This is a genomic window from Aeromonas enteropelogenes (assembly GCF_000819845.1).
Taxonomy (GTDB): domain Bacteria; phylum Pseudomonadota; class Gammaproteobacteria; order Enterobacterales; family Aeromonadaceae; genus Aeromonas; species Aeromonas enteropelogenes.
The window spans coordinates 203,087-223,049 of the sequence record NZ_CDCG01000004.1; the positions used below are offsets into that span (position 1 = coordinate 203,087).

A 19,963-nucleotide genomic window follows, 5' to 3' on the forward strand; every position below is an offset into this window, starting at 1 on the left:
ATCAAGCAGCATAAAGAGAAGGCGCCCTCGGGCGCCTTCTTGTTTCAGGGACTCATCGCCAATCGGGCGCTGAAGATGCCGTCTTCCAGCCGGGTCTCTATCTGCCAGTCCAGCTTCTCGCAGATGCGCTGGATGATGGTGAGGCCGCAGCCGTAGCCGAGGATCTGATCCGGCGCCGCCGCTGTCGGATTGCTGATGGTGAGCACCTGCCCGCGCAACTCGATCTCGATATGACCTTCGGCGTAGCTGAGGGCGTTTTTCAAGAGGTTACCCAGTGCAATGGCGAGCAGGGAGAGGGGAGCGTTTACTTCGCTTGCCTCGTCCAGTTCAAGCCGGATGTCGAGGGACTCCCGTTGCAGCAAGGGGGCAAGGCGGGCCAGCTCCCGGCGAATCAAGGGCGCCACCTGCTGTGGCGGCCGCTCCACCTCTTCTTTGCGCCCCAGCAGCAGGAAGGTCTCGGTGAGCAGGGCCATCTCGTCGGCGGCGGCGCGAATGCGGACGGTGGCGCGGGCCGCCGGGGCGGGCAGATCGGTCACCTTGCCGAGCAGGGCGGCGGAACCCTGGATCACCATGTTAGGGGTGCGCAGCTCGTGGCTGGCGAAGCGGCTGAACTCCTGCTCGCGGGCAAACACGGCGCTGACCTCTTGTTTGCCGGTCAGCAGCGCCTGTTCTATGTCCCGCAGCTCCTGCCAGGGGGCATCGGGCACGAAGTCCGCCTGATCCGGGGTGAGGTGGGCAACCCGCTGCTGCAACCGCTGCAACGGTCCAGTAATGTGGCGCACCAGCCAGATGCCAAACCCGATGAAGGCGAGCAGAAGCGCCAGCCCGATCAGCCGGGTGGCAAGATGCAGTTTGTCTTCGTAAGGATCCAGGTAATCGTCGGCGTCGTCGTTGAACACCAGATAGAGCAGCCCTTTGCCAGAGGGGTGGCGCGCCACCAGGAAGTGCTTGTCCTCCTCGCCCAGCTGATGCTCGAAAAAGCCGGGGGTCTGGTAGGGCCTGAGCCAGACCGGCAGGCGGCCGGCCTCGGTCCAGTAGCTGGAGAACTGGCGCGGGCTCGGCGCCGGCGCCGCCATGCCGAGGCGCAGCCAGTCATCGCCGTAGCGGGTCACCTCAGCCTCCAGCCAGTGGCGCAGGCTCAGCTCCTCCATCTTGTCCTCGGCCACCAGCATCAGGCCCGAGATCAGCATCAGCAGCACCAGGCCGGCCCCGCCAAGGGCCACCACCAGGCGACGGCGCAGGCTCGGCAGGCTCATGGGGTCACCAGCCGGTAGCCCTGGCCGTGCAGGGTCTCCAGCATGGGGGTCGGAAAGGGCTTGTCGAGGGCGTTGCGCAAGGCATAGATGTGGCTGCGCAGGGCGTCGGAGTCCGGCTCCTCATCCCCCCAGACGGTGTCGAGCACCTCCTGGCGGCTGACGATGGCGGGGGCACGGCGAGCCAGCAGGGTGAGGATCCGGAACGGGATCTTGCCCAGCTTGAGTTCGACCCCGGCCCGGGTGGCACGGCCGCTGGCGGCATCGACGGTCAGCTCGCCCACGCTGATGGCACCCACGTCTCCGCGTGGCCCCCGCAGGCTGAGGGCCTGCAGGCGCACCTCCAGCTCCTCCATGGCGAACGGCTTGACCAGATAGTCATCACCCCCCGCCTTGAAGCCGGCCAGCTTGTCCTCCAGGCTGTCGCGGGCGGTGAGAAACAGCACCGGGGTGGCAATGCCCTGCTCGCGCAGGCGGGCTACCGCGCTCAGGCCGTCCAGGCGCGGCATCATGACGTCCATGATGATGACGTCGAAGCGCTGCTCCGCCAGCAACTGCAGGGCGGCCTGGCCGTGATAGGCGCAATCCAGCCTGTGGCCCGCCAGCTCCAGATAATCCATGATGGTTTCCGCTACCTGAGGATTGTCTTCCACAACCAAAATCTTCATGCTTTGCTCTCCTGGTCAGCGACCTTTTCACGGTCTTTTCACACCGGATACGGCATCCTGTGTGCCAGTGTAACCCCGAGGATCCCCGATGAAGAAACCTATCTGTGCCCTGCTGTTGTTGCTCATGCTGCCATTTGGCATGGCACATGCCGCCGAATTCAAGCTGACCGGCCGCACCACCTGGCAGCTGGGGCAGCTGATGGTCAATGGTCTGCCGTTTGTGATCGACGATCAGACCCGCTTCAAGGATTGGCTCAACGAAGACGATCTGGGGGGGACCTGGGTCGATCTGGAAGGGGTGGTGCTGGACGGTGTGCGCTACGTGCGGGAAGTGGAAGCGATCGACGAAGCGGACGAGATGGAGCTGGAAGGGCCGGTCGAGCGGGGGCGGATCTGGGGTTATACCACCTCGGACAACAGCCTGGCCCCGTTCGAAGGGCGCTGGCTCGAGCTGGAGTGCAAATTCGACGGCATGCGCCTGAGCCGCTGCCGCCAGGACGACTGACACGCCAGCGGAAAATCTCTCCATCCCGGCCCATAGTTAAGGCTTCTCCTGCACTTGACCATGGGCCGCCACATGAAACCCGCCATCCTTCTTCTCCTCTCTCTGCCCTTTTGTATCCAGGCTGCCGAGCGCGAACTCTGGCTGGTGGAACTGGAACACAACGACGGCCTGCGCCTGCAGTTTCAGGGAGCCGAACTCGAACTGGGCAGCGCCCGGCTGGAGGGCATTCGGCAGTTATCTGATTTGAGGCCCGGTATGCGTCTGGCCATCTGGAGCCGTGATGGCGTGGCCGAGCAGATTGCTCTGGCGCCACCCCGGCAGCCGGATGAGTGGCGGCGGGCGCAGGTACCCTTGATCGCACAAGGTGCCGGGACGCTCTCGATGGCGGGGCTGGGGGAGGTGGCGTTTGATCATCATACCCGCTGGCTCAACGGGGGGCCCGGTGACCTGCAACCCGGACGCGAGCTGGTGCTGACCCGGGATGAAGCAGGGAGCCTGCAGGAGATCCTGGTCGTCAATCCGGAAGATGAAATCACGGAATAAAACCGGGAAATATCTATTCTCTGTCTTATCCAATAAGTCAGGATATTTAAGAATATATAAAATTGTTAGATTTTATTTCATTTAAAGAGGATCGCTTATAAGTATTTAGTCATTAAAGTGATAACTCCAATTCAAACGTTTTCGTCATATTGAGATCATGAAATTAAATATTCCTGCTTGAGTCTAAATAACCTCGACTGATATGGTGGTCTGGCGTGCTGCTTGTTAATAAAAATAACCCTCTCATTCGTGTTGTTCTCCAAAAATAAGGGGTTGCTATGAAAGCACTCAAAATAACAGGCTTGTCATTAATCATTTCCGCCACGCTGGCCGCCCAGGCCGGTGCTGCAGAGCCCATCTATCCTGACCAGCTGCGGTTGTTCTCTCTTGGGGAAGATGTCTGCGGTGCTGATTATCGTCCAATTAACCGGGAAGAAGCACAGAGTGTCCGGAATAATATTGTGGCCATGATGGGGCAGTGGCAAATCAGTGGGTTGGCCAATAATTGGGTTATTCTTGGGCCAGGTTATAACGGTGAAATAAAACCGGGTAAAGCATCGACAACTTGGTGTTATCCCACTCGTCCCGCCACGGCAGAAATACCTGTATTGCCCGCCTTCAATATTCCTGACGGCGATGCGGTGGATGTGCAATGGCGTATGGTTCACGACAGCGCCAATTTCATCAAGCCGGTGAGTTATCTGGCCCACTATCTCGGCTATGCCTGGGTCGGAGGCGATCACAGCCAGTTTGTCGGGGATGACATGGACGTGATCCAGGAGGGGGACGACTGGGTGCTGCGTGGCAACGACGGCGGGAAATGCGACGGCTATCGCTGCAACGAGAAGAGCAGCATCCGGGTCAGCAACTTCGCCTATACCCTGGATCCGGGCAGCTTCAGCCACGGCGACGTGACCCAGTCAGAGCGTACCCTGGTCCACACCGTGGTGGGTTGGGCGACCAACATCAGCGACACGCCACAGTCCGGTTATGACGTGACCCTGAACTATACCACCATGAGCAACTGGTCCAAGACCAACACCTATGGCCTGAGCGAGAAGGTCTCGACCAAGAACAAGTTCAAGTGGCCGCTGGTGGGGGAGACCGAGGTCTCCATCGAGATTGCCGCGAACCAGTCCTGGGCCTCCCAGAACGGAGGGGGCGTCACCACTGCGCTGTCCCAGTCGGTACGTCCGGTCGTGCCCGCCCATTCCCGGGTACCGGTGAAGATCGAGCTCTACAAGGCGAACATCTCCTATCCCTATGAGTTCAAAGCGGATATGAGCTATGACCTGACCTTCAACGGCTTTCTGCGTTGGGGTGGTAACGCCTGGCATACCCATCCCGAGGATCGTCCGACCCTGAGTCACACCTTCGCCATCGGTCCGTTCAAAGACAAGGCGAGCAGCATCCGTTACCAGTGGGACAAGCGCTACCTCCCTGGCGAGATGAAGTGGTGGGACTGGAACTGGGCCATCCAGCAGAACGGCCTTGCCACCATGCAGGACAGCCTGGCCAGGGTACTGCGCCCGGTTCGCGCCAGCATCACGGGTGACTTCCGCGCCGAGAGCCAGTTCGCCGGCAATATCGAGATCGGCACCCCGGTGCCGCTTGGCAGCGACAGCAAGGTACGCCGTACCCGCAGCGTGGACGGTGCCAATACCGGGCTCAAGCTGGACATCCCGCTGGATGCCCAGGAGCTTGCCGAGCTGGGCTTCGAGAATGTCACGCTCTCGGTGACTCCGGCTCGCAATTAAACAAGCACACGCAACGTAACGACCAGACCGGGCCCAGTGCCCGGTCTTTCTTTTGCACTGGTCGGGCGTGTTAATGGGTTGTACTTTGCAAAACCCCACTTATACTGGCGCCATCTTGTCGGAGTGCTGACCGTCGAACGACGCTAAGCTGAGACCGTTAATTCGGGATCCGTGGAACCTGATCAGGTTAAGACCTGCGAAGGGAAACAAGGGTAACTTGCGGGTTACCGCGCCGGGGAAGGAGCACCTTCCCGCCAGCCAGAGGCAGACCGCCTCTGGCCGTTGCAGGCGCACAGGGGGAGGCTGCCCCATCCGGTTGTCCATAGGGCGCCGGGTCTCCAGAGCAAGGGAAACACGGGACGGCAGAGCTGGGAAGATCCATGCCCGACTCACTCCCCCCAGCACACCCCGCCGCAAGTTCATCTTCTCCTCGAACTCCAGACAAGCAAACACCCATAACTTCAACCAGTTAATGTGAGTTTTGCTATGTCTACTTCCGTATCTGATACCACCAAATCCAGCCGCCGCGAGCAGCGATCCAGCGCCCAGACCTTTATCGACAACCTCAAGGGGATGGCTCACCCCAATTCCCGCCGCATCTTTATTGAAGGCTCCCGCCCTGACATCCGGGTGCCCCTGCGGGAGATCCAGCTGGCCGACACCTTCGTCGGCGGCACCAAAGAGGATCCCCGGTTCGAGCCCAACGAGCCGGTGCCGGTTTACGACACCTCGGGCCTCTATGGGGAAGAGGCTGCCCCCATCGACGTGCGCCGCGGTCTGCCGCGCCTGCGTGAAAACTGGGTGCTGGAGCGCGCTGACACCGAGGCGCTCGAGGGCCTAAGCTCCGTCTTCACCCAAGAGCGCCTGGCCGACGAGGGGCTGGATCACCTGCGCTTCGAGCATTTGCCCAGCGCTCGGCGCGCCAAGCCGGGTCGCCGGGTGACCCAGCTGCACTATGCCCGCGCCGGCATCGTCACCCCCGAGATGGAATTTATCGCCCTGCGCGAGAACATGGGCCGCGAGCGGGTGCGCTCCGAGCTGTTGCGCACCCAGCATCCGGGCCAGGGCTTTGGCGCTAGGTTGCCCGAAAACATCACCCCCGAGTTCGTGCGCGATGAAGTGGCTGCCGGCCGCGCCATCATCCCCTGCAACATCAACCACCCGGAAGCCGAGCCCATGATCATCGGCCGCAACTTCCTGGTGAAGATCAACGCCAACATCGGCAACTCGGCGGTCACTTCCAGCATCGAAGAGGAAGTGGAGAAGCTGGTGTGGTCCACCCGCTGGGGCGCCGACACAGTGATGGATCTCTCCACCGGCCGCTACATCCACGAGACCCGCGAGTGGATCCTGCGCAACAGTCCGGTGCCCATCGGGACAGTGCCCATCTACCAGGCGCTGGAGAAGACGGGCGGCATCGCCGAGGATCTCACCTGGGAGCTGTTCCGCGACACCCTGCTCGAACAGGCTGAGCAGGGGGTGGACTACTTCACCATCCACGCAGGCGTCTTGCTGCGCTTCGTGCCCATGACAGCCAAGCGCCTCACCGGCATCGTCTCCCGCGGTGGCAGCATCATGGCCAAGTGGTGCCTCTCCCACCACAAGGAGAACTTCCTCTACGAACACTTCCGCGAGATCTGCGAGATCTGCGCCGCCTACGACGTCAGTCTGTCGCTGGGTGACGGCCTGCGCCCGGGCTCCGTCTACGACGCCAACGACGAGGCCCAGTTTGCCGAGCTGCGCACCCTGGGCGAGCTCACCAAAATTGCCTGGGAGTACGACGTGCAGGTGATGATCGAAGGCCCCGGCCACGTGCCTATGCACATGATCGAGCGCAACATGACCGAGCAGCTGGAGCACTGCCACGAGGCGCCCTTCTACACCCTGGGCCCGCTCACCACCGACATCGCACCGGGTTACGATCACTTCACCTCCGGCATCGGTGCGGCGCTCATCGGCTGGTACGGCTGCGCCATGCTCTGCTACGTGACCCCCAAGGAGCACCTGGGCCTGCCCAACAAGGAAGACGTGAAGCAGGGGCTCATCACCTACAAGATCGCCGCCCACGCCGCTGACCTTGCCAAGGGCCACCCGGGCGCCCAGATCCGTGACAACGCCATGTCCAAGGCGCGCTTCGAGTTCCGCTGGGAGGATCAGTTCAATCTGGCGCTGGATCCCGACACCGCCCGCGCCTACCACGACGAGACCCTGCCCCAGGAGTCCGGCAAGGTGGCCCACTTCTGCTCCATGTGCGGGCCCAAGTTCTGCTCCATGAAGATCACCCAGGACGTGCGCGACTACGCCGCCAAGCTGGAAGCCGTAGAGATCAAGATGGTCGGCATGGATGGCCAGCAGGAGCGGGTCGTGGCCGAGGTGGAGAGCGGCATGGCCCGTAAGGAGACGGAGACCTTCAAGCAGGCCGACGTTGAGAGCGGCATGGCGCGGATGGCGGAGACCTTCAAGGAGACCGGCGGCGAGATCTACCACCAGGCGGCGACCCTGAAGCAGGCCGCAGGGGAGGAGGCGTGAACAGGGAGCGCGGGGCTTTTAGCCCCGCCGACCTGACAGCGGTGACGGCGGTTCCGCGCCCCGTGGTCTGGACCATAGCGGGTTCCGACTCCGGCGGCGGGGCCGGCATTCAGGCCGACCTGCACACCATGCACGATCTGGGCGTGCACAGCTGTTCGGTCATCTCCGCCATCACGGCCCAGAACTCGGTGGCGGTGAAGATGGTCGACCCCGTGTTAATGCAGACCTTCACCGCCCAGATCGACGCCCTTAGCGTCGATCTGCCGCCCGCCGCCATCAAAATCGGCCTGTTGCCGACCCGGCTCCATGTGGAGGTGCTGGCCCGCAGGTTGTCGACCGTCGATGCTCCCTTCGTGGTCTACGACCCGGTGGCTATCGCCAGCACTGGCACCCCCATGGCAGAGCCCGGCATGCTGGCGGCGGTGCGCGAGCACCTGCTGCCGCGCCTCTCCTTGATTACCCCCAACGGCCCCGAGCTGGAAGCCCTGACCGGTCTGCCAGCCACCAGTCCTGAGCTGGTGCGCCTCGCAGCACGGCGACTGCGCGAACTCGGCGCCCGCGCCGTGCTGGTCAAGGGGGGCCACCTTGAGTGGAGCGGGGATCTCTGCCTCGACTACTACCAGGATGAGACCCGCGAATTCTGGCTGGCAGCGCCGCGCCTCGATACCCGCCACGGCCACGGCACCGGCTGCTGCTACGCCAGCGCCATCGCCGCCGTGGTGGCGCAGGACTACCCGGTGGAAGACGCCATCACCCTGGCGCGCGCCTACCTGCAACAAGGCTTGGCGGCGGCGCAGGGGGTGGGGGCAGGCCCCGGCCCCATCGCCCACCTGGGTTGGCCAGCCGATCTTGCCCACTTCCCCCGCGCAGTGCTGGCGGGGTCAGCCCTGGATCGCCGCTTCGGCCTGTATGAGACAAGCAGTGCCCGCCTGCCGCAGGGCCCCTTCGCGCCGACCGAACACAACCTCGGCCTCTATCCGGTGGTGGATTCGGTCAAGTGGCTCAAACGCCTGCTGGGGGCCGGGGTCAAGACGATCCAGCTGCGCATCAAGAACCTGCCCGTCGCCCAGGTGGCGCCGGCCATTGCTGAGGCGGTCGCGCTCGGTCGCCGTCATGGGGCGCGGCTCTTTATCAACGACTACTGGCAGCAGGCCATCGAGGCGGGCGCTTGGGGCGTGCATCTGGGGCAGGAGGACATGGAGACCGCCGATCTCGCCGCCATTCAGGCCGCCGGGCTGCGCCTTGGCATCTCCACCCACGGCTACTTCGAGCTGATGCGGGCCCGCGAGCTGGCCCCCTCCTATATCGCGCTCGGCCATATCTTCCCGACCAACACCAAGGCGATGCCTTCGCGCCCCCAGGGGCTGGAGCGGCTGCACCGCTACCGCGCCCTGATGTGCGACTGGCCGACGGTCGCCATCGGCGGCATCAGCGAGGAGCGGGTGGCGGCGGTCAAGGCGAGTGGGGTCGGTAGTATCGCGCTGGTCTCGGCCATCACCGCCAGTGACGACTGGCAGGGGGCGACCGAGCGGCTGCTCGCCGCCGTGGGGGCGGGGGACGAGCCACGTTCGGCCTGTGTGATGCGGGAGGTGGAACATGCGCTCTGATGCCGCATCTCTCAGTGACAAAGAGTATCTCAGATACGGCCGCCAGCTGATGCTGGCGGAAGTGGGGGAGGCGGGTCAGGCGCGGCTCAAAGATAAGTCCGTGCTGATCGTGGGCCTCGGCGGGCTCGGCTCGCCGCTCGCCCTCTATCTGGCCGGGGCCGGTGTGGGCACCCTCTGGCTCGCCGATGGCGACACGGTGGATTCCAGCAACCTGCCGCGCCAGATCCTGTTCGATAGCGAGGCAGTCAACCACTCCAAGGCGGAGCTGGCCCGCGAGTGCTTGGCCGCTCACAACCCGCTGGTGGAGCTGATCGCCATCAACCAGCGACTCGATGCCGCCAGCCTGCCGGAGTTTGTGGCTGAGGTGGATTTAGTTGTCGATTGCTGCGACAACCTGGCCACCCGCCAGGCCATCAACGCCGCCTGCGTGGCCCAGGGCAAGCCCTGGATCTCCGCCGCCGCTGTGGGTTGGCAGGGGCAGCTGATGGCGCGCACAAGCTTTGATCACGCCTGCTACGCCTGCCTCTATTCGCAGGATACGAAAGTCAGTCAGAGCTGCGAGACCAGCGGCGTCACCGGCCCTTTGGTCGGGGTGATGGGCACCTTGCAGGCGCTGGAGGCACTGAAAGTGTTGCTCGGCCTGCCGAGCCCGGTCGCTGGCACATTGCGCCGCTTCGATGCGCTGGCCCATCAGTGGCAGACCCTCACTCTGGCCCCCGATCCCGATTGCCCGGTTTGCGGGCCGCACAAGGAAATCACCCCATGACCTTGACCATTCGACTCAACGATAAAGCCCAGCCGCTGGCGGTTGGGCAGAGCGTGGCCGACCTGCTGGCCGCCCAGGGCGTCCATCCCCAGGGGGTGGCGGTGGCCCTTAACGGCGCCGTGCTGCCCCGTGGCCGCTGGGCCGAGACCCGTCTCAATGACGGGGACGAACTCCACCTCTTCACTGCCATTGCAGGAGGCTGACATGCTCAAGATTGCCGATCACACCTTCTCCTCGCGCCTCTTCACCGGCACCGGCAAGTTTGCCCGCCCGGATCTGATGGCCGCCGCCATCGAGGCGAGCGGCTCCCAGCTCGTCACCATGGCCATCAAGCGCCTCGAACCGGGCAAGGCCCACGACGATATCCTCAGCCCCTTGCTGCAACTCGGGGTCAAGCTCTTGCCCAACACCTCCGGCGCCAAGACCGCCGCCGAGGCGGTGTTTGCCGCCCACCTTGCCCGTGAGGCGCTGGGAACGAACTGGCTCAAGCTCGAGATCCACCCCGATCCCCGCTATCTCTTACCCGATCCCATCGAGACGCTGAAAGCCGCCGAGCAGCTGGTGAAAGAGGGCTTCGTGGTGCTGCCTTACTGCGGCGCCGACCCCGTGCTGTGCAAACGGCTGGAAGAGGTGGGCTGCGCCGCCGTGATGCCGCTCGGCGCGCCCATCGGTTCCAATCAGGGGCTGGTGACCCGGGAGTTTCTCTCCATCATCGTCGAGCAGGCCAATGTGCCTGTGGTGGTGGATGCGGGGATCGGTGCGCCTAGCCACGCGGCCGCCGCCTTTGAGCTCGGCGCCGACGCCGTGCTGGTCAACACCGCCATCGCGGTGAGCAGCGATCCGGTTGCCATGGGCCGCGCCTTCGCGTTGGCCTGCAGCGCCGGGCGCAGCGCCTATGAGGCGGGCCTGGGTGCGCGCGGCGTGCAGGCCCAGGCCTCCAGCCCGCTCACCGATTTTCTGGGGGCGCTATGAGTCAGCATGCCAATGACCCCACCCCAATCCTCCCCTTGTCAGGGGAGGGTGCGTTGACTCCGCCCTCTTGTGAAGTAGGAGACCGGGGGGGCGGATTAACACCTCCCCCTTATGAAGGGGGAGGCCGGGAGGGGGTTGAGAGAAAGTCCGAGAGCTTCCTCGATCGCTGGCAGGCGCTTGATTGGGACGATGTGGGGATGCAGGTGCGTGCCAAGACCGCCGCCGATGTAGCGCGAGCGCTGAGCGCCCCCCGCCGCACCCTGGTCGATTTTATGGCGCTGATCTCCCCAGCCGCCGAAGCCTATCTACCGCAGATGGCCGCCGAGGCCGAGCGGCTGACCCGCCAGCGCTTTGGCAACACCATTGGCTTCTATGTGCCCCTCTATCTGTCGAACCTGTGCGCCAACGACTGCACCTACTGCGGCTTCTCCATGAGCAACCGCCTCAAGCGCAAGACCTTGAACACAGAGGAGATAGAGCGCGAGTGTCTGGCCATCAAGGCGCGTGGTTTCGACAGCGTGCTGCTGGTGACCGGCGAGCACGAGCACAAGGTGGGGCTCGCCTATTTTCGCGAGGTGATGCCCATCATCCGCCGCCACTTCAGCACGGTGGCGATGGAAGTGCAGCCCCTCTTGCAAGCTGAATATGCCGAGCTCAAGAGCCTCGGCCTAGACTCCGTCATGGTCTATCAGGAGACCTACCACGCCTCCACCTACGCTCGCCACCATCTGCGCGGCAACAAGCGGGACATCGCATGGCGCCTCGCCACGCCGGACCGGCTCGGCCGCGCCGGTATCGACAAGATTGGCTTGGGGGCGCTGATCGGCCTCTCTGCGGATTGGCGCGCCGACAGTTATTTTGTCGCCGAGCACCTGAGCTGGCTTGAGCGCCACCACTGGCAGAGCCGTTATTCCCTGTCGTTTCCGCGCCTGCGCCCCTGCACTGGCGGGCTGGAGCCGGAAGTGATCATGTCGGATCGCCAGCTGGCCCAGCTTATCTGCGCCTGGCGCCTCTTCTCGCCGACCCTGGACTTGTCCCTCTCGACCCGGGAATCGCCGGCGTTTCGCAACGGCGCGGTGCGCCTTGGCATCACCCAGATGTCGGCCGAGTCGCGCACCCAGCCGGGTGGCTATGCGGAAGGGGATGCTGAGGAGCTGGAGCAGTTCGCCATCCACGACGACCGCCCGGTGGGGGAGGTGGCCGCCGCTGTGCGCCAGGCGGGATTGCAGCCGGTGTTTAAAGATTGGGAGCCGTTTTTGGGCCGATAGGGGCGGCCATGCCCCCCTTTGCTGGTGGCACCCCGGCGTCCAGCCAGACTCCGTGCCTGTGGCAAGCAGGCACGGCTGCGCCGTGCAATCGTAGGGTCGATTAGCTGTCAGGCGTAATCGTCCGCTCCGTATGATGGGGGAATGGCACGGCCTTGCCGTGCAGGACGCGAGGCCGCTGGCCTCGAAGGGGTTTCGCCCGCCCTTCGGGCTTGGGCGAGTAACTTTTCTTTGCGTGGCCAAAGAAAAGTCACCAATCGAGCGGCCACCCCCGCTTATTCACCAGACTGACGTCGGGTTCCTTCGGCTCACCCGCCTGTCCGACGGTACGCGCCGACGGGCCTTTGGCCTTCGCCATCCATGGCTTCGGCCAAAGTCCGCTTCGAACATCCCTGTTCTCGCGCCAAATCGGGTCGAGCTGTGCTTACCCTTTCCCGATTTGGCCCATGGCCCGGCGCCGCTCTCTCGACATCCTGTCTCGCGGCCTGGATAAGCGGGCTCGCCTCAGCGAATAAGAGGAAAGCAAGACGTCGGTTTGAGGCCAGTGTCAGGTGATAACTGGATCTGTACAGCCAAATTTATTTGTTGCCTGATTTAGGAAATAGTCTCACTCATTCCACTGCTTATATTAACAATACGCTACACATTTATTTTGAATTTTAAGATTGGATTTGATAGTTCAAATTCATCTCGAAGCATGAATTGTATTTCATTAATTGATTTTTCTGACAATGAGGCAATTAGTATCTTGGCTTCGCTTTTTTTATGTAACACATTGGGATTATCGACAGGAAATCCGTTAAAAACAGAATCTCCATCTATAGAAGAACTATAAATAACCCCCTTGACATTAAATGATTTACTTTGCAGAAACGTATTAAATAGTGAATCTGCCGTTTCACCTGTACCATATATATATATATCACCATCGACTACTTCTTTAGCCGTATCGAAATCAACAATATTGAATAGGTCACCGTAAAACCTAAGAAACTCAATTATTCCAACGGGACTCTGGGCTATATAATCAATTGACAAGGATGAACACTCATTACAAATTTCCATGCCATTTCTTTTTTTTTGAATTTCTATAAGATCCATATCGAATAGATTGCCAACCAGCCCTTGTTCTCCACATGCCTTTTCCATTGCACAGCACATGAGTACGTTACTATTTTCATCTATCGAAAGACGCTCAAATTGCGGGCAGATATAATTTGCTGGCCTGCGTAACTGCAGTTCTCTCAAATGGTCGGTAAAAACCTCTGTAGAAATCATTTCAATATGCTGAGGCGACATGTTTTTCGTTAGAAAATGACGAAACATGTCATAACCATTTAAATATGCAAGTGAAGGGACAAAAACCATATCATTTTTTTTTGCAAAAGCTGCAGCGGAATTTATCTCATCCAAGTTAAATTTATATATATGATACGCAAGAACCATTTCACCTACATAGTTGTTTTCTCGAAGAGATAAAGCCATATCGGAAATGTTTTTTATAATTCTATCAAATTTAAAACCATGGATCCTATCATAGGATGCTTGACTAAATCCTGGCATTGAAAAAGTAATGCTTTTGAGATTGGATAATTCATCCTTATTGAAATCAGTGCATTTTGATGCATTAGTGCTAAGGTTATAATATAGACCTTTCGACTTTATTATCTCAATGATTTCTTTAAGTTCTTTATGTAAAAAAGGCTCACCCCAGCTATATAAAACAACCTCACTACCACAACTAATAACCCCTTTGTTTAACATGTGTTCAATGGAGTTATGGAATTCTTGTACTCCAATAAATGAACCTTGCTTACGATGTGCAGAGCCAGATATGGATTTTTTCCCACTAACACAATATCGACAGTGTGCGTTGCACACCCCTGAAATGTCGAAGTAAATTGTCTTAAACATATAAAGCCCTTCATCTATGTACAGACCTAGTTATCACCTGACACCTGCCTCAAACTGGTGTCTCATTTACGCTACTTTAGAGCGCACATCCTTCGGTATCAATTTCAGTCCCTTTTTGAACATGATCTAACCCACTATCCATACACACAAATCAGTTCCTGAATTGCCCATGCATTATTCAGAAGCTATAGCGCTGGCCTTCCCATCCATCGAAGATATATGACCACTTATAGGGGGTATCTTCCTAATACAGGTCCTTGAGATAGTTTGAAGACCCGTATGATACCCCAGAGAGGCCTTGTTGCTCAAATCGGGGAACTATCTGTCATCTCGGTGATCTGATCCTGTAGAGCCGTCTCGACAAATACTGGACAGATACTGAGACACCCACCATTTTGACAGCGGTGTAGCGCGAAGCTTGGCTTAAGCGACAGCGAAGGGGGAACTTGCCATGACCATCGCCCGCTCACGTTAGATCAATCTGCAGAATACGTTCTACTACCACCTAGTGCTGAAAGTGGATGCAGGGCAGGCGCAGGGTTGGAGCGAGCAGGAGGTGGCCGAGCGCTGGGCCGGGTTGTTTCAGTGGCCGCTGCTCGACGCTGGTATCAGGGGGGATACCCTGATTGAGCCAGAGCTCTCGGGATTGCAAGGGCTGATAGAAGAGTAGCGTGGCCGACTCTATTCCATCTGCTGGTTTGTGCGCCTGCTCAATGAGGGGCTGGCCCGTCAGGCCAATCAGGAAGATAGCTGCAAGGGTCACTTCAGGGAGGGGCGTTTCAAGAGCCAGGCCCTGCTGACGGAATCGGCGCTATTGGCCTGCATGGCCTATGTGGAGCTCAACCCCGTGCGAGCCAAGTTGGCTGAGACACCTGAAGAAGAGTGACTACACCAGCATCAGCCAGCGTCTGGGAAGAGCACAAACCACCGAGTTGCCACCCCTGCTACTCTCTTTCGCTCAGAAGGGTAAACCCGAGTCACTCCCCTACACCTTCACCGACTATCTGGTCTTGGTCGACTGGATCAGCCGTGCCATTCGCGACGACAAGCTGGGACATATTCCCGAGGCGCTTTCCTCCATCCTGCAACGGTTGCAACTCGATGGTGATGACTGGCTCAAGAAGGTGAGGCTGTTCAAGCGACGCGGTATCCGGGCCGTTGACCACGGTGTGGCTCGAGAACTCTACGCCCACCACTGCGGGTAGTGACGATGTAACCAGCCTGCAGTCTGAATCTTTTTAGTGCCTCTCGATGACACCGTATTATCCAGGCTTGTCTGGCATGACCCACCGCTATTGTCTCCGTGTGGATTTCGTATCCGCAACAGCCATATTGTGAGTTCTCATCCAACTGCTCTGGCGGTAACGCTAGTCCGTCGTGCCGTTATGAGAGGCATCCAGATGCCTGCATGATGAGTCAGTGCCTTATACAAAACAGTGGGAGTCCCCAAATGAGGAGTGACATGCTTCAGTTGGCGGGAACAAGGACGTAGATATGTGCATCAAGGGGTTGGCCATGAAGGAAGATGCGATTTCTGGCCCGGCATTCAAAGGTGGCCCCGGCGGCGATGGCAACGGCTTCGCTGGCCGTGTTGTCGACCCCCATCACGATCTCCAGCCGAAATAGACCCAACTGCTGAAAGCCGAAGTCACGGAGCAGGGCGACGGCCTGCCTAGCGATGCCGCAGCCTTGGCGGGATTGCCGTACCCAATAGCCGATATTGCCGTAGCGATGATGGGGCGACAGCTGGTTGATGCCAGCGCCACCCAAGAGCTGGCCGGTGGTGGCGCAGAAAATGCCCATGTCAAAGGCACGTCCTGCGGCGCGATCCTGATCGCAGCTGGCAAACCAGGCCAGCGCCTGCTCCTGGTTGAACGAGGGAGTGCACCAGCTCATCCAGCTGCCGACCGTCTCGATCGATTCGTGGGCCGCTCGGACAAACTCATCGGCATCGCCCGGCTCGAAGGGGCGGATCACGATCTGGGTGTTGGCAAGGGTGGTGAGCTGCATAGGGCCTCCTGCTTGAGGGTGGCTATGGGGCGGCGCTGCCCAGTTGCTTGAGGTAAGCGGTCAGCGAGAATGGCTGAGCAAATTCCTTCAGGCTGGATAGCCGCTCCAACTCTGCCTGACTCATCTGCTGCAACTGGGTTTTCTGGGCTGGCTTCAGGGTGGTAGCCCTTGCCTTGATCAGGGTGTCGAGAAAGGTGCCGTCTCCCTCTACGGCTTGATGGAACGCCTTGAGCGCCAGCGCATCGACCTCTGCTGCGGTGCAGCGTTCCATGCTCTTCTCATGCAGATAGATAAGCGCGGTCACTTGTTGTCCCCTCTCCAGCGACCAGAAGGGGTCGCTTTTCGCGGGCAGTGTGGCGCCGTGTTGTGACTTGATCGCTTCGCACCGCTCAAACGCCGGATCCAGGTCGTGCAGTGACAGGGCAAGGGCGCTGGAACTGAGCGCAAGTAGCGGGAAGAGCAAAGCAAGGCGTAGATGGAGAGGACAACAGCAGTCATTCGGCGTCTTGTCTGTTGCTGGGAGGTTCAACTTTCTCATCGGCTTATAACTGCTCCTGCTTTTTCAGAAAGTAACTCACATGCCCCGGCGGCATATCGGGCAGCTGACCAAAGATCTCGTAGCCCTGCTTCTGGTAGAAGGGGAGGGCCTGAAAACTGGTGGTTTCGAGATGAAAATTGGTGATGCCTTGGCTTCTGGCGTACTGCTCCATGGCGGAGAGCAGGCGGGCACCCCAGCCAGTTTGACGGATGGCGTCATCGACCCAGAGCCCCTCAATATGGAGCCAGCCCCATTTTATCTCCCCCAGAATACCGCCCAGCACCACCCCTTCTTCATCCTTGATAAAGCTGGCGATCCGCTCGCGATGGAGGGGGCCGGTGACTGCTTCGTTGAAACCGTTAAGGCCACGACGCAGGGCCTCGAATTCATGGGCCTGAGGCGGTTGGGGTGGGGTTAGTTGCATGGTGCTTCCTGCTTGATGGTGGTCGTCTCTATCGGGTTGCCGCTTCCAGCTCGGCGATCTCCCCGCTGCTAATCAGCGCCACGTGCTGGCTGATCCGTTCCACCGGCCAGTCCCACCAGGCGATGGCGTTGAGACGGGCGATGGTGTCGTCGTCGAAGCGGTAGCGGATCACCTTGGCGGGGTTGCCGCCGACCACGGCGTAATCGGGCACGTCAGTGGTGACCACGGCGCGGGCGGCGATGATGGCGCCGTTACCGACCTTCACCCCCGGCATGATCAGGGCCTCGTAACCTATCCAGACGTCGTTGCCAACCACGGTATCCCCCTTGTAGGGGAGGGTGCCAGGTTTGGGGGCGGCACTCTCCCAACCGTTGCCGAAGATAAAGAAGGGGTAGGTGGAGGGGCCCGAGCTCTGGTGGTGGGCACCGTTCATGATGAACTTGACCCCGCGGGCTATAGCGCAGAACTTGCCGATGATGAGCTTGTCGCCGACGAAGGGGAAGTGGTAGAGGACGTTGCGCTCGAAGCCTGCCGAATCCTCAGGGTCATCGTAGTAGGTGTACTCCCCCACTTCGATATTGGGCCCCTTGATGGTGTTCTTGATAAAGCACACCTGGGGGAAGCCCGCCATGGGGTGCGGGTTGGTGGGGTCGGGTCCGTGCATGGGGTGCTCCTTTCGAATCTGAGCTCGGGTTACCGTAACGGAATCGAGAGGAGCGGCGCCACCTTTTTGTGGCATGGCGCAGGCTGCCACTCTGAGAGCCGCCAGATGAGGATATAGAAACAGGCAAAAGTGCTGCCATTGGAGCCCTGTTTGGCGTGGGGCCGGGGGAAAAGGCCCCCGCGGCCGCCGATTCTTTTACTGACTGACCCCAGTTGTTATACTCCCGCCCCTCAATGCTGGCCGGCCGGGGATTGAACGCCATCCGGTGCGATGGCGGGCTGGCCGCGCTGGCTTGCCCACTCCCCAGCGTATTTCTCCTCCCCGGCTCAGCCGGTTGTGCCGAGCCAGTCGCGCCGTCGGGTGTGACGGTGGCCGCGCATAGGCCGCAGGCGCAGGGCCGGCGGGAGGAGCCAGTTCAGCGGGCCCTTGTCGCAAGACGGGGGCTTGTCATTTGGCGTGGGCCCTGACGCCACCATAACAACACACGCACAGACACAACGCAGGATAGATATGGAAAACCATGTAGTTATCGAATCCAAGGGGCGGCTAGCCGCCCTTCGTGGCTGGCTGGAACCCGTGCTGGTTCTGCTGATCCTGGGGGGACTGTTTGGCTATCTGGGTAGCGAGATGGGCCTCTCCGCCATGGTGAATACCCTGTTCAACACGGCGCACCAGCTGCTGCTCAATACCGTGCTCTTTATCATGGGGATCACCGTGCTCTCCGGTGCCCTGAGCCAGCTGTTGAGCGAGTTCGGAGTGATCCGCCTGCTGGAGGTGCTGCTGGCGCCCCTGATGAAGCCGGTGTTTCGCCTACCGGGTCGCACCGCCCTGGCGGCCCTGATGACCTTCTTCTCCGACAACCCGGCGGTGATCAGCCTCGCCAGGGACAGCCGCTTTCGCAAGGGCTTCACCCCCTGGCAGCTGGTATCGCTGACCAACTTCGGCACCGCCTTCGGCATGGGGCTGATCGTGGTGACCTTTATGGCTACCCTGCAGCTGCCGAGCGGTGAATCCACCGCCACGGCGGCGCTGATCGGCTTGCTCGGGGCCCTGGTGGGCTCAGTGGTATCCACCCGACTGATGCAGCGGATGATCCGCCCGCTGGTTGGCGAGGTGCTGCCCGAGAGTCTGGAGGGAACCCATGGTCCCAAGCCGGGCCTTCGCAAAGAGGCGGCGCCGGGCTGGCTGCGGGTGCTCAACTCCCTGCTCGATGGCGGCAAGTCCGGCGTCGAACTCGGGATGGCGGTGATCCCCGGGGTGCTGATCATCAGCACCTTCGTGATGCTGCTGACCTTCGGCCCGGGGGAGAAGGGTTATACCGGCGAGGCCTTCCAGGGGGTGGCGCTGCTGCCTGTGCTGGCGGCCAAGGCGGGCTGGCTGTTTGATCTGCTGTTCGGCTTCCAGCAGCCGGAGCTGGTCGCCTTCCCGGCCACCTCCCTCGGTGCGGTCGGCGCGGCCATGTCGCTGGTGCCCCCCTTTATCGCCAAGGGGTGGATCACCGGCAACGAGGTGGCCGTGTTCACCGCCATGGGGATGTGCTGGAGCGGCTTTTTGAGCACCCACACTGCCATGCTGGATGCCCTCGGCTATCGTCATCTCACCTCTCGCGCCATCGTGGCCCACACCGTCGGCGGCCTGTGCGCCGGGGTGGCGGCGCACCAGCTCTATCTGCTGCTCGGCTAAGTGGGCAAGGCATAAAAAAGAGGCTCTTCTGAGCCTCTTTGCATTTCTGCCCCTGCCGGTGTCGTCAGGGGGAAAGGGGCTCAGCCCTGCTCGCCAATCAGGACCTGTTCGATCAGGGCTCCCGGCATCATCTGGCGAATGCCGGCTACCAGCTTCTCCCCGGCCTCATGGAGGGCTTCCAGCGGCATCTCGGGCAGGCTCTCCAGAATGAACCACATCTTGCTGGACTCCACGCTGAGGCGGGTGCGCACCCCCTGCCGCCAGTTCCAGCGCCGGCAGGTGACGCCCTTGTCATCCCGCCAGACCACTTCGCCCGGCTCGGGAGATTCGTGGGCGGTTTCACCCCCCTTGACGGTGTCGAACAGCTCGCTGCCATCGGCCACCACCAGACGGGGGATGCCCTGATAGGCGACCAGGTTCTCCCCTCCGACCGGGATGGCGTACTCGATGCTGATGGCGTTGTAGAGATCGACGATGGGGTCGATGCTCGGCAGGCTGCCATCGCGAGCCACCCGCTTTCTCAGCGCCTCGGCGGAGCAAGGGGTGCGCTGCGGCTTGGCACCAAATTTCCTGAACACGTCCGCCCAAGCGCTAAGGTGCGCCTCGGCCCATGGGGCATCCCCCTGCGCCATGGCGGCAAAGGCGCTGTCCAGCGCACGAGCGCCCACGTCGGGATCGCTGATGGCCGCCGCCTGCACCGTGATGCTGAGGGCTCTGAATCCGGGAGCGATGGGAGTGACTTCGGGGGCAATCAGGGGTGTTATCAACGACATAAGGACTCCAGGACAGGTGTTTGACTTAAGAGAGGCAGGGCCACCGAGAACAAGGGACCCAAGATACCAAGATGAGCGGACCCGATCTGCGA

At 60.8% G+C, this 19,963-nt stretch carries 21 protein-coding genes and 1 riboswitch; of the genes, 13 read left to right on the forward strand and 8 right to left on the reverse strand.

The features are described from left to right. Positions 1-44 precede the first annotated feature (44 nt). Both BN1123_RS02205 and BN1123_RS02210 read right to left on the reverse strand, forming a co-directional pair. Positions 45-1,256 carry a sensor histidine kinase gene (locus BN1123_RS02205; RefSeq protein ID WP_042025108.1) on the reverse strand — a complete coding sequence of 404 codons (1,212 nt, stop codon included), beginning with the start codon at positions 1,254-1,256 and terminating at the stop codon, positions 45-47. Continuing rightward, on the reverse strand, positions 1,253-1,921 hold the full coding sequence (locus BN1123_RS02210; RefSeq protein ID WP_026458199.1) for a response regulator transcription factor: 669 nt from the start codon (positions 1,919-1,921) through the stop codon (positions 1,253-1,255). Before BN1123_RS02210 ends, BN1123_RS02205 begins: the two co-directional genes overlap by 4 nt. An 88-nt stretch (positions 1,922-2,009) precedes the next feature. Between BN1123_RS02210 and BN1123_RS02215 the strand changes: the two genes are divergently transcribed. From BN1123_RS02215 to thiH, 9 genes are all read left to right on the forward strand, one after another. Beyond that, positions 2,010-2,426, forward strand: a complete 417-nt coding sequence (locus BN1123_RS02215; RefSeq protein WP_042025109.1) for a hypothetical protein — start codon at positions 2,010-2,012, stop codon at positions 2,424-2,426. A 72-nt stretch (positions 2,427-2,498) separates the two neighbouring features. Beyond that, positions 2,499-2,969, forward strand: coding sequence for a hypothetical protein (locus BN1123_RS02220; protein ID WP_042025179.1), 471 nt, complete (start codon positions 2,499-2,501; stop codon positions 2,967-2,969). A gap of 278 nt (positions 2,970-3,247) precedes the next feature. Continuing rightward, the gene (locus BN1123_RS02225) at positions 3,248-4,726 is read left to right on the forward strand and encodes an aerolysin family beta-barrel pore-forming toxin (protein WP_042025110.1); all 1,479 of its coding nucleotides are present in this window, start codon (positions 3,248-3,250) and stop codon (positions 4,724-4,726) included. 109 nt (positions 4,727-4,835) lie between these two features. Next, positions 4,836-4,949: riboswitch (TPP riboswitch) on the forward strand. A 263-nt stretch (positions 4,950-5,212) separates the two neighbouring features. Beyond that, the gene (thiC, locus tag BN1123_RS02235; RefSeq protein ID WP_042025112.1) at positions 5,213-7,255 is read left to right on the forward strand and encodes a phosphomethylpyrimidine synthase ThiC; all 2,043 of its coding nucleotides are present in this window, start codon (positions 5,213-5,215) and stop codon (positions 7,253-7,255) included. Beyond that, positions 7,252-8,862, forward strand: a complete 1,611-nt coding sequence (gene thiE, locus BN1123_RS02240) for a thiamine phosphate synthase (RefSeq protein ID WP_042025113.1) — start codon at positions 7,252-7,254, stop codon at positions 8,860-8,862. Before thiC ends, thiE begins: the two co-directional genes overlap by 4 nt. Then, on the forward strand, positions 8,852-9,628 hold the full coding sequence (locus BN1123_RS02245; RefSeq protein WP_042025115.1) for a HesA/MoeB/ThiF family protein: 777 nt from the start codon (positions 8,852-8,854) through the stop codon (positions 9,626-9,628). Before thiE ends, BN1123_RS02245 begins: the two co-directional genes overlap by 11 nt. Continuing rightward, positions 9,625-9,831: a sulfur carrier protein ThiS gene (thiS, locus tag BN1123_RS02250; protein WP_042025116.1), complete on the forward strand. Its 207-nt coding sequence runs from the start codon at positions 9,625-9,627 to the stop codon at positions 9,829-9,831. The genes BN1123_RS02245 and thiS overlap by 4 nt, the downstream gene beginning before the upstream one ends. Position 9,832: 1 nt before the next feature. Further along, positions 9,833-10,600: a thiazole synthase gene (locus BN1123_RS02255; protein WP_042025117.1), complete on the forward strand. Its 768-nt coding sequence runs from the start codon at positions 9,833-9,835 to the stop codon at positions 10,598-10,600. Then, complete coding sequence (thiH, locus tag BN1123_RS02260) at positions 10,597-11,868, forward strand: 2-iminoacetate synthase ThiH (RefSeq protein ID WP_082037447.1); 1,272 nt, start codon at positions 10,597-10,599, stop codon at positions 11,866-11,868. The genes BN1123_RS02255 and thiH overlap by 4 nt, the downstream gene beginning before the upstream one ends. Before the next feature lie 636 nt (positions 11,869-12,504). Here the strand turns inward: thiH and BN1123_RS02265 are convergent. After that, the gene (locus BN1123_RS02265) at positions 12,505-13,779 is read right to left on the reverse strand and encodes a radical SAM protein (protein WP_156130314.1); all 1,275 of its coding nucleotides are present in this window, start codon (positions 13,777-13,779) and stop codon (positions 12,505-12,507) included. A gap of 517 nt (positions 13,780-14,296) precedes the next feature. Here BN1123_RS02265 and BN1123_RS21950 point away from each other — a divergent pair. Genes BN1123_RS21950 through BN1123_RS21960 form a run of 3 tightly spaced genes read left to right on the forward strand, consistent with a single transcriptional unit; the run spans position 14,297 to position 14,984 of the window. Beyond that, complete coding sequence (locus BN1123_RS21950; RefSeq protein WP_326938631.1) at positions 14,297-14,449, forward strand: hypothetical protein; 153 nt, start codon at positions 14,297-14,299, stop codon at positions 14,447-14,449. Between the two features lie 30 nt (positions 14,450-14,479). Continuing rightward, on the forward strand, positions 14,480-14,665 hold the full coding sequence (locus tag BN1123_RS21955; protein WP_326938632.1) for a hypothetical protein: 186 nt from the start codon (positions 14,480-14,482) through the stop codon (positions 14,663-14,665). Further along, positions 14,610-14,984: a hypothetical protein gene (locus BN1123_RS21960; RefSeq protein WP_326938633.1), complete on the forward strand. Its 375-nt coding sequence runs from the start codon at positions 14,610-14,612 to the stop codon at positions 14,982-14,984. Before BN1123_RS21955 ends, BN1123_RS21960 begins: the two co-directional genes overlap by 56 nt. Positions 14,985-15,246: 262 nt before the next feature. On the opposite strand, the gene BN1123_RS02275 is transcribed toward BN1123_RS21960, so the two are convergent. From BN1123_RS02275 to BN1123_RS02290, 4 genes are read right to left on the reverse strand one after another with little or no spacing between them, the layout of a single operon-like run. Next, positions 15,247-15,789, reverse strand: coding sequence for a GNAT family N-acetyltransferase (locus tag BN1123_RS02275; protein ID WP_042025121.1), 543 nt, complete (start codon positions 15,787-15,789; stop codon positions 15,247-15,249). A gap of 22 nt (positions 15,790-15,811) precedes the next feature. Beyond that, positions 15,812-16,327, reverse strand: coding sequence for a hypothetical protein (locus BN1123_RS02280; RefSeq protein WP_042025123.1), 516 nt, complete (start codon positions 16,325-16,327; stop codon positions 15,812-15,814). 4 nt (positions 16,328-16,331) lie between these two features. Then, positions 16,332-16,751 (reverse strand): GNAT family N-acetyltransferase, encoded by a 420-nt coding sequence (locus tag BN1123_RS02285; protein ID WP_042025124.1) that lies wholly within the window; start codon positions 16,749-16,751, stop codon positions 16,332-16,334. Between the two features lie 28 nt (positions 16,752-16,779). Further along, on the reverse strand, positions 16,780-17,415 hold the full coding sequence (locus BN1123_RS02290) for a Vat family streptogramin A O-acetyltransferase (protein WP_042025125.1): 636 nt from the start codon (positions 17,413-17,415) through the stop codon (positions 16,780-16,782). A 510-nt stretch (positions 17,416-17,925) separates the two neighbouring features. Here BN1123_RS02290 and BN1123_RS02295 point away from each other — a divergent pair. Beyond that, the gene (locus BN1123_RS02295; protein ID WP_042025126.1) at positions 17,926-19,098 is read left to right on the forward strand and encodes a CD0519/CD1768 family membrane protein; all 1,173 of its coding nucleotides are present in this window, start codon (positions 17,926-17,928) and stop codon (positions 19,096-19,098) included. Between the two features lie 80 nt (positions 19,099-19,178). On the opposite strand, the gene BN1123_RS02300 is transcribed toward BN1123_RS02295, so the two are convergent. Next, a complete protein-coding gene (locus BN1123_RS02300) occupies positions 19,179-19,871 on the reverse strand; it encodes a B3/B4 domain-containing protein (protein WP_042025127.1) in 693 nt (230 codons plus the stop codon). Positions 19,872-19,963: the final 92 nt, after the last annotated feature.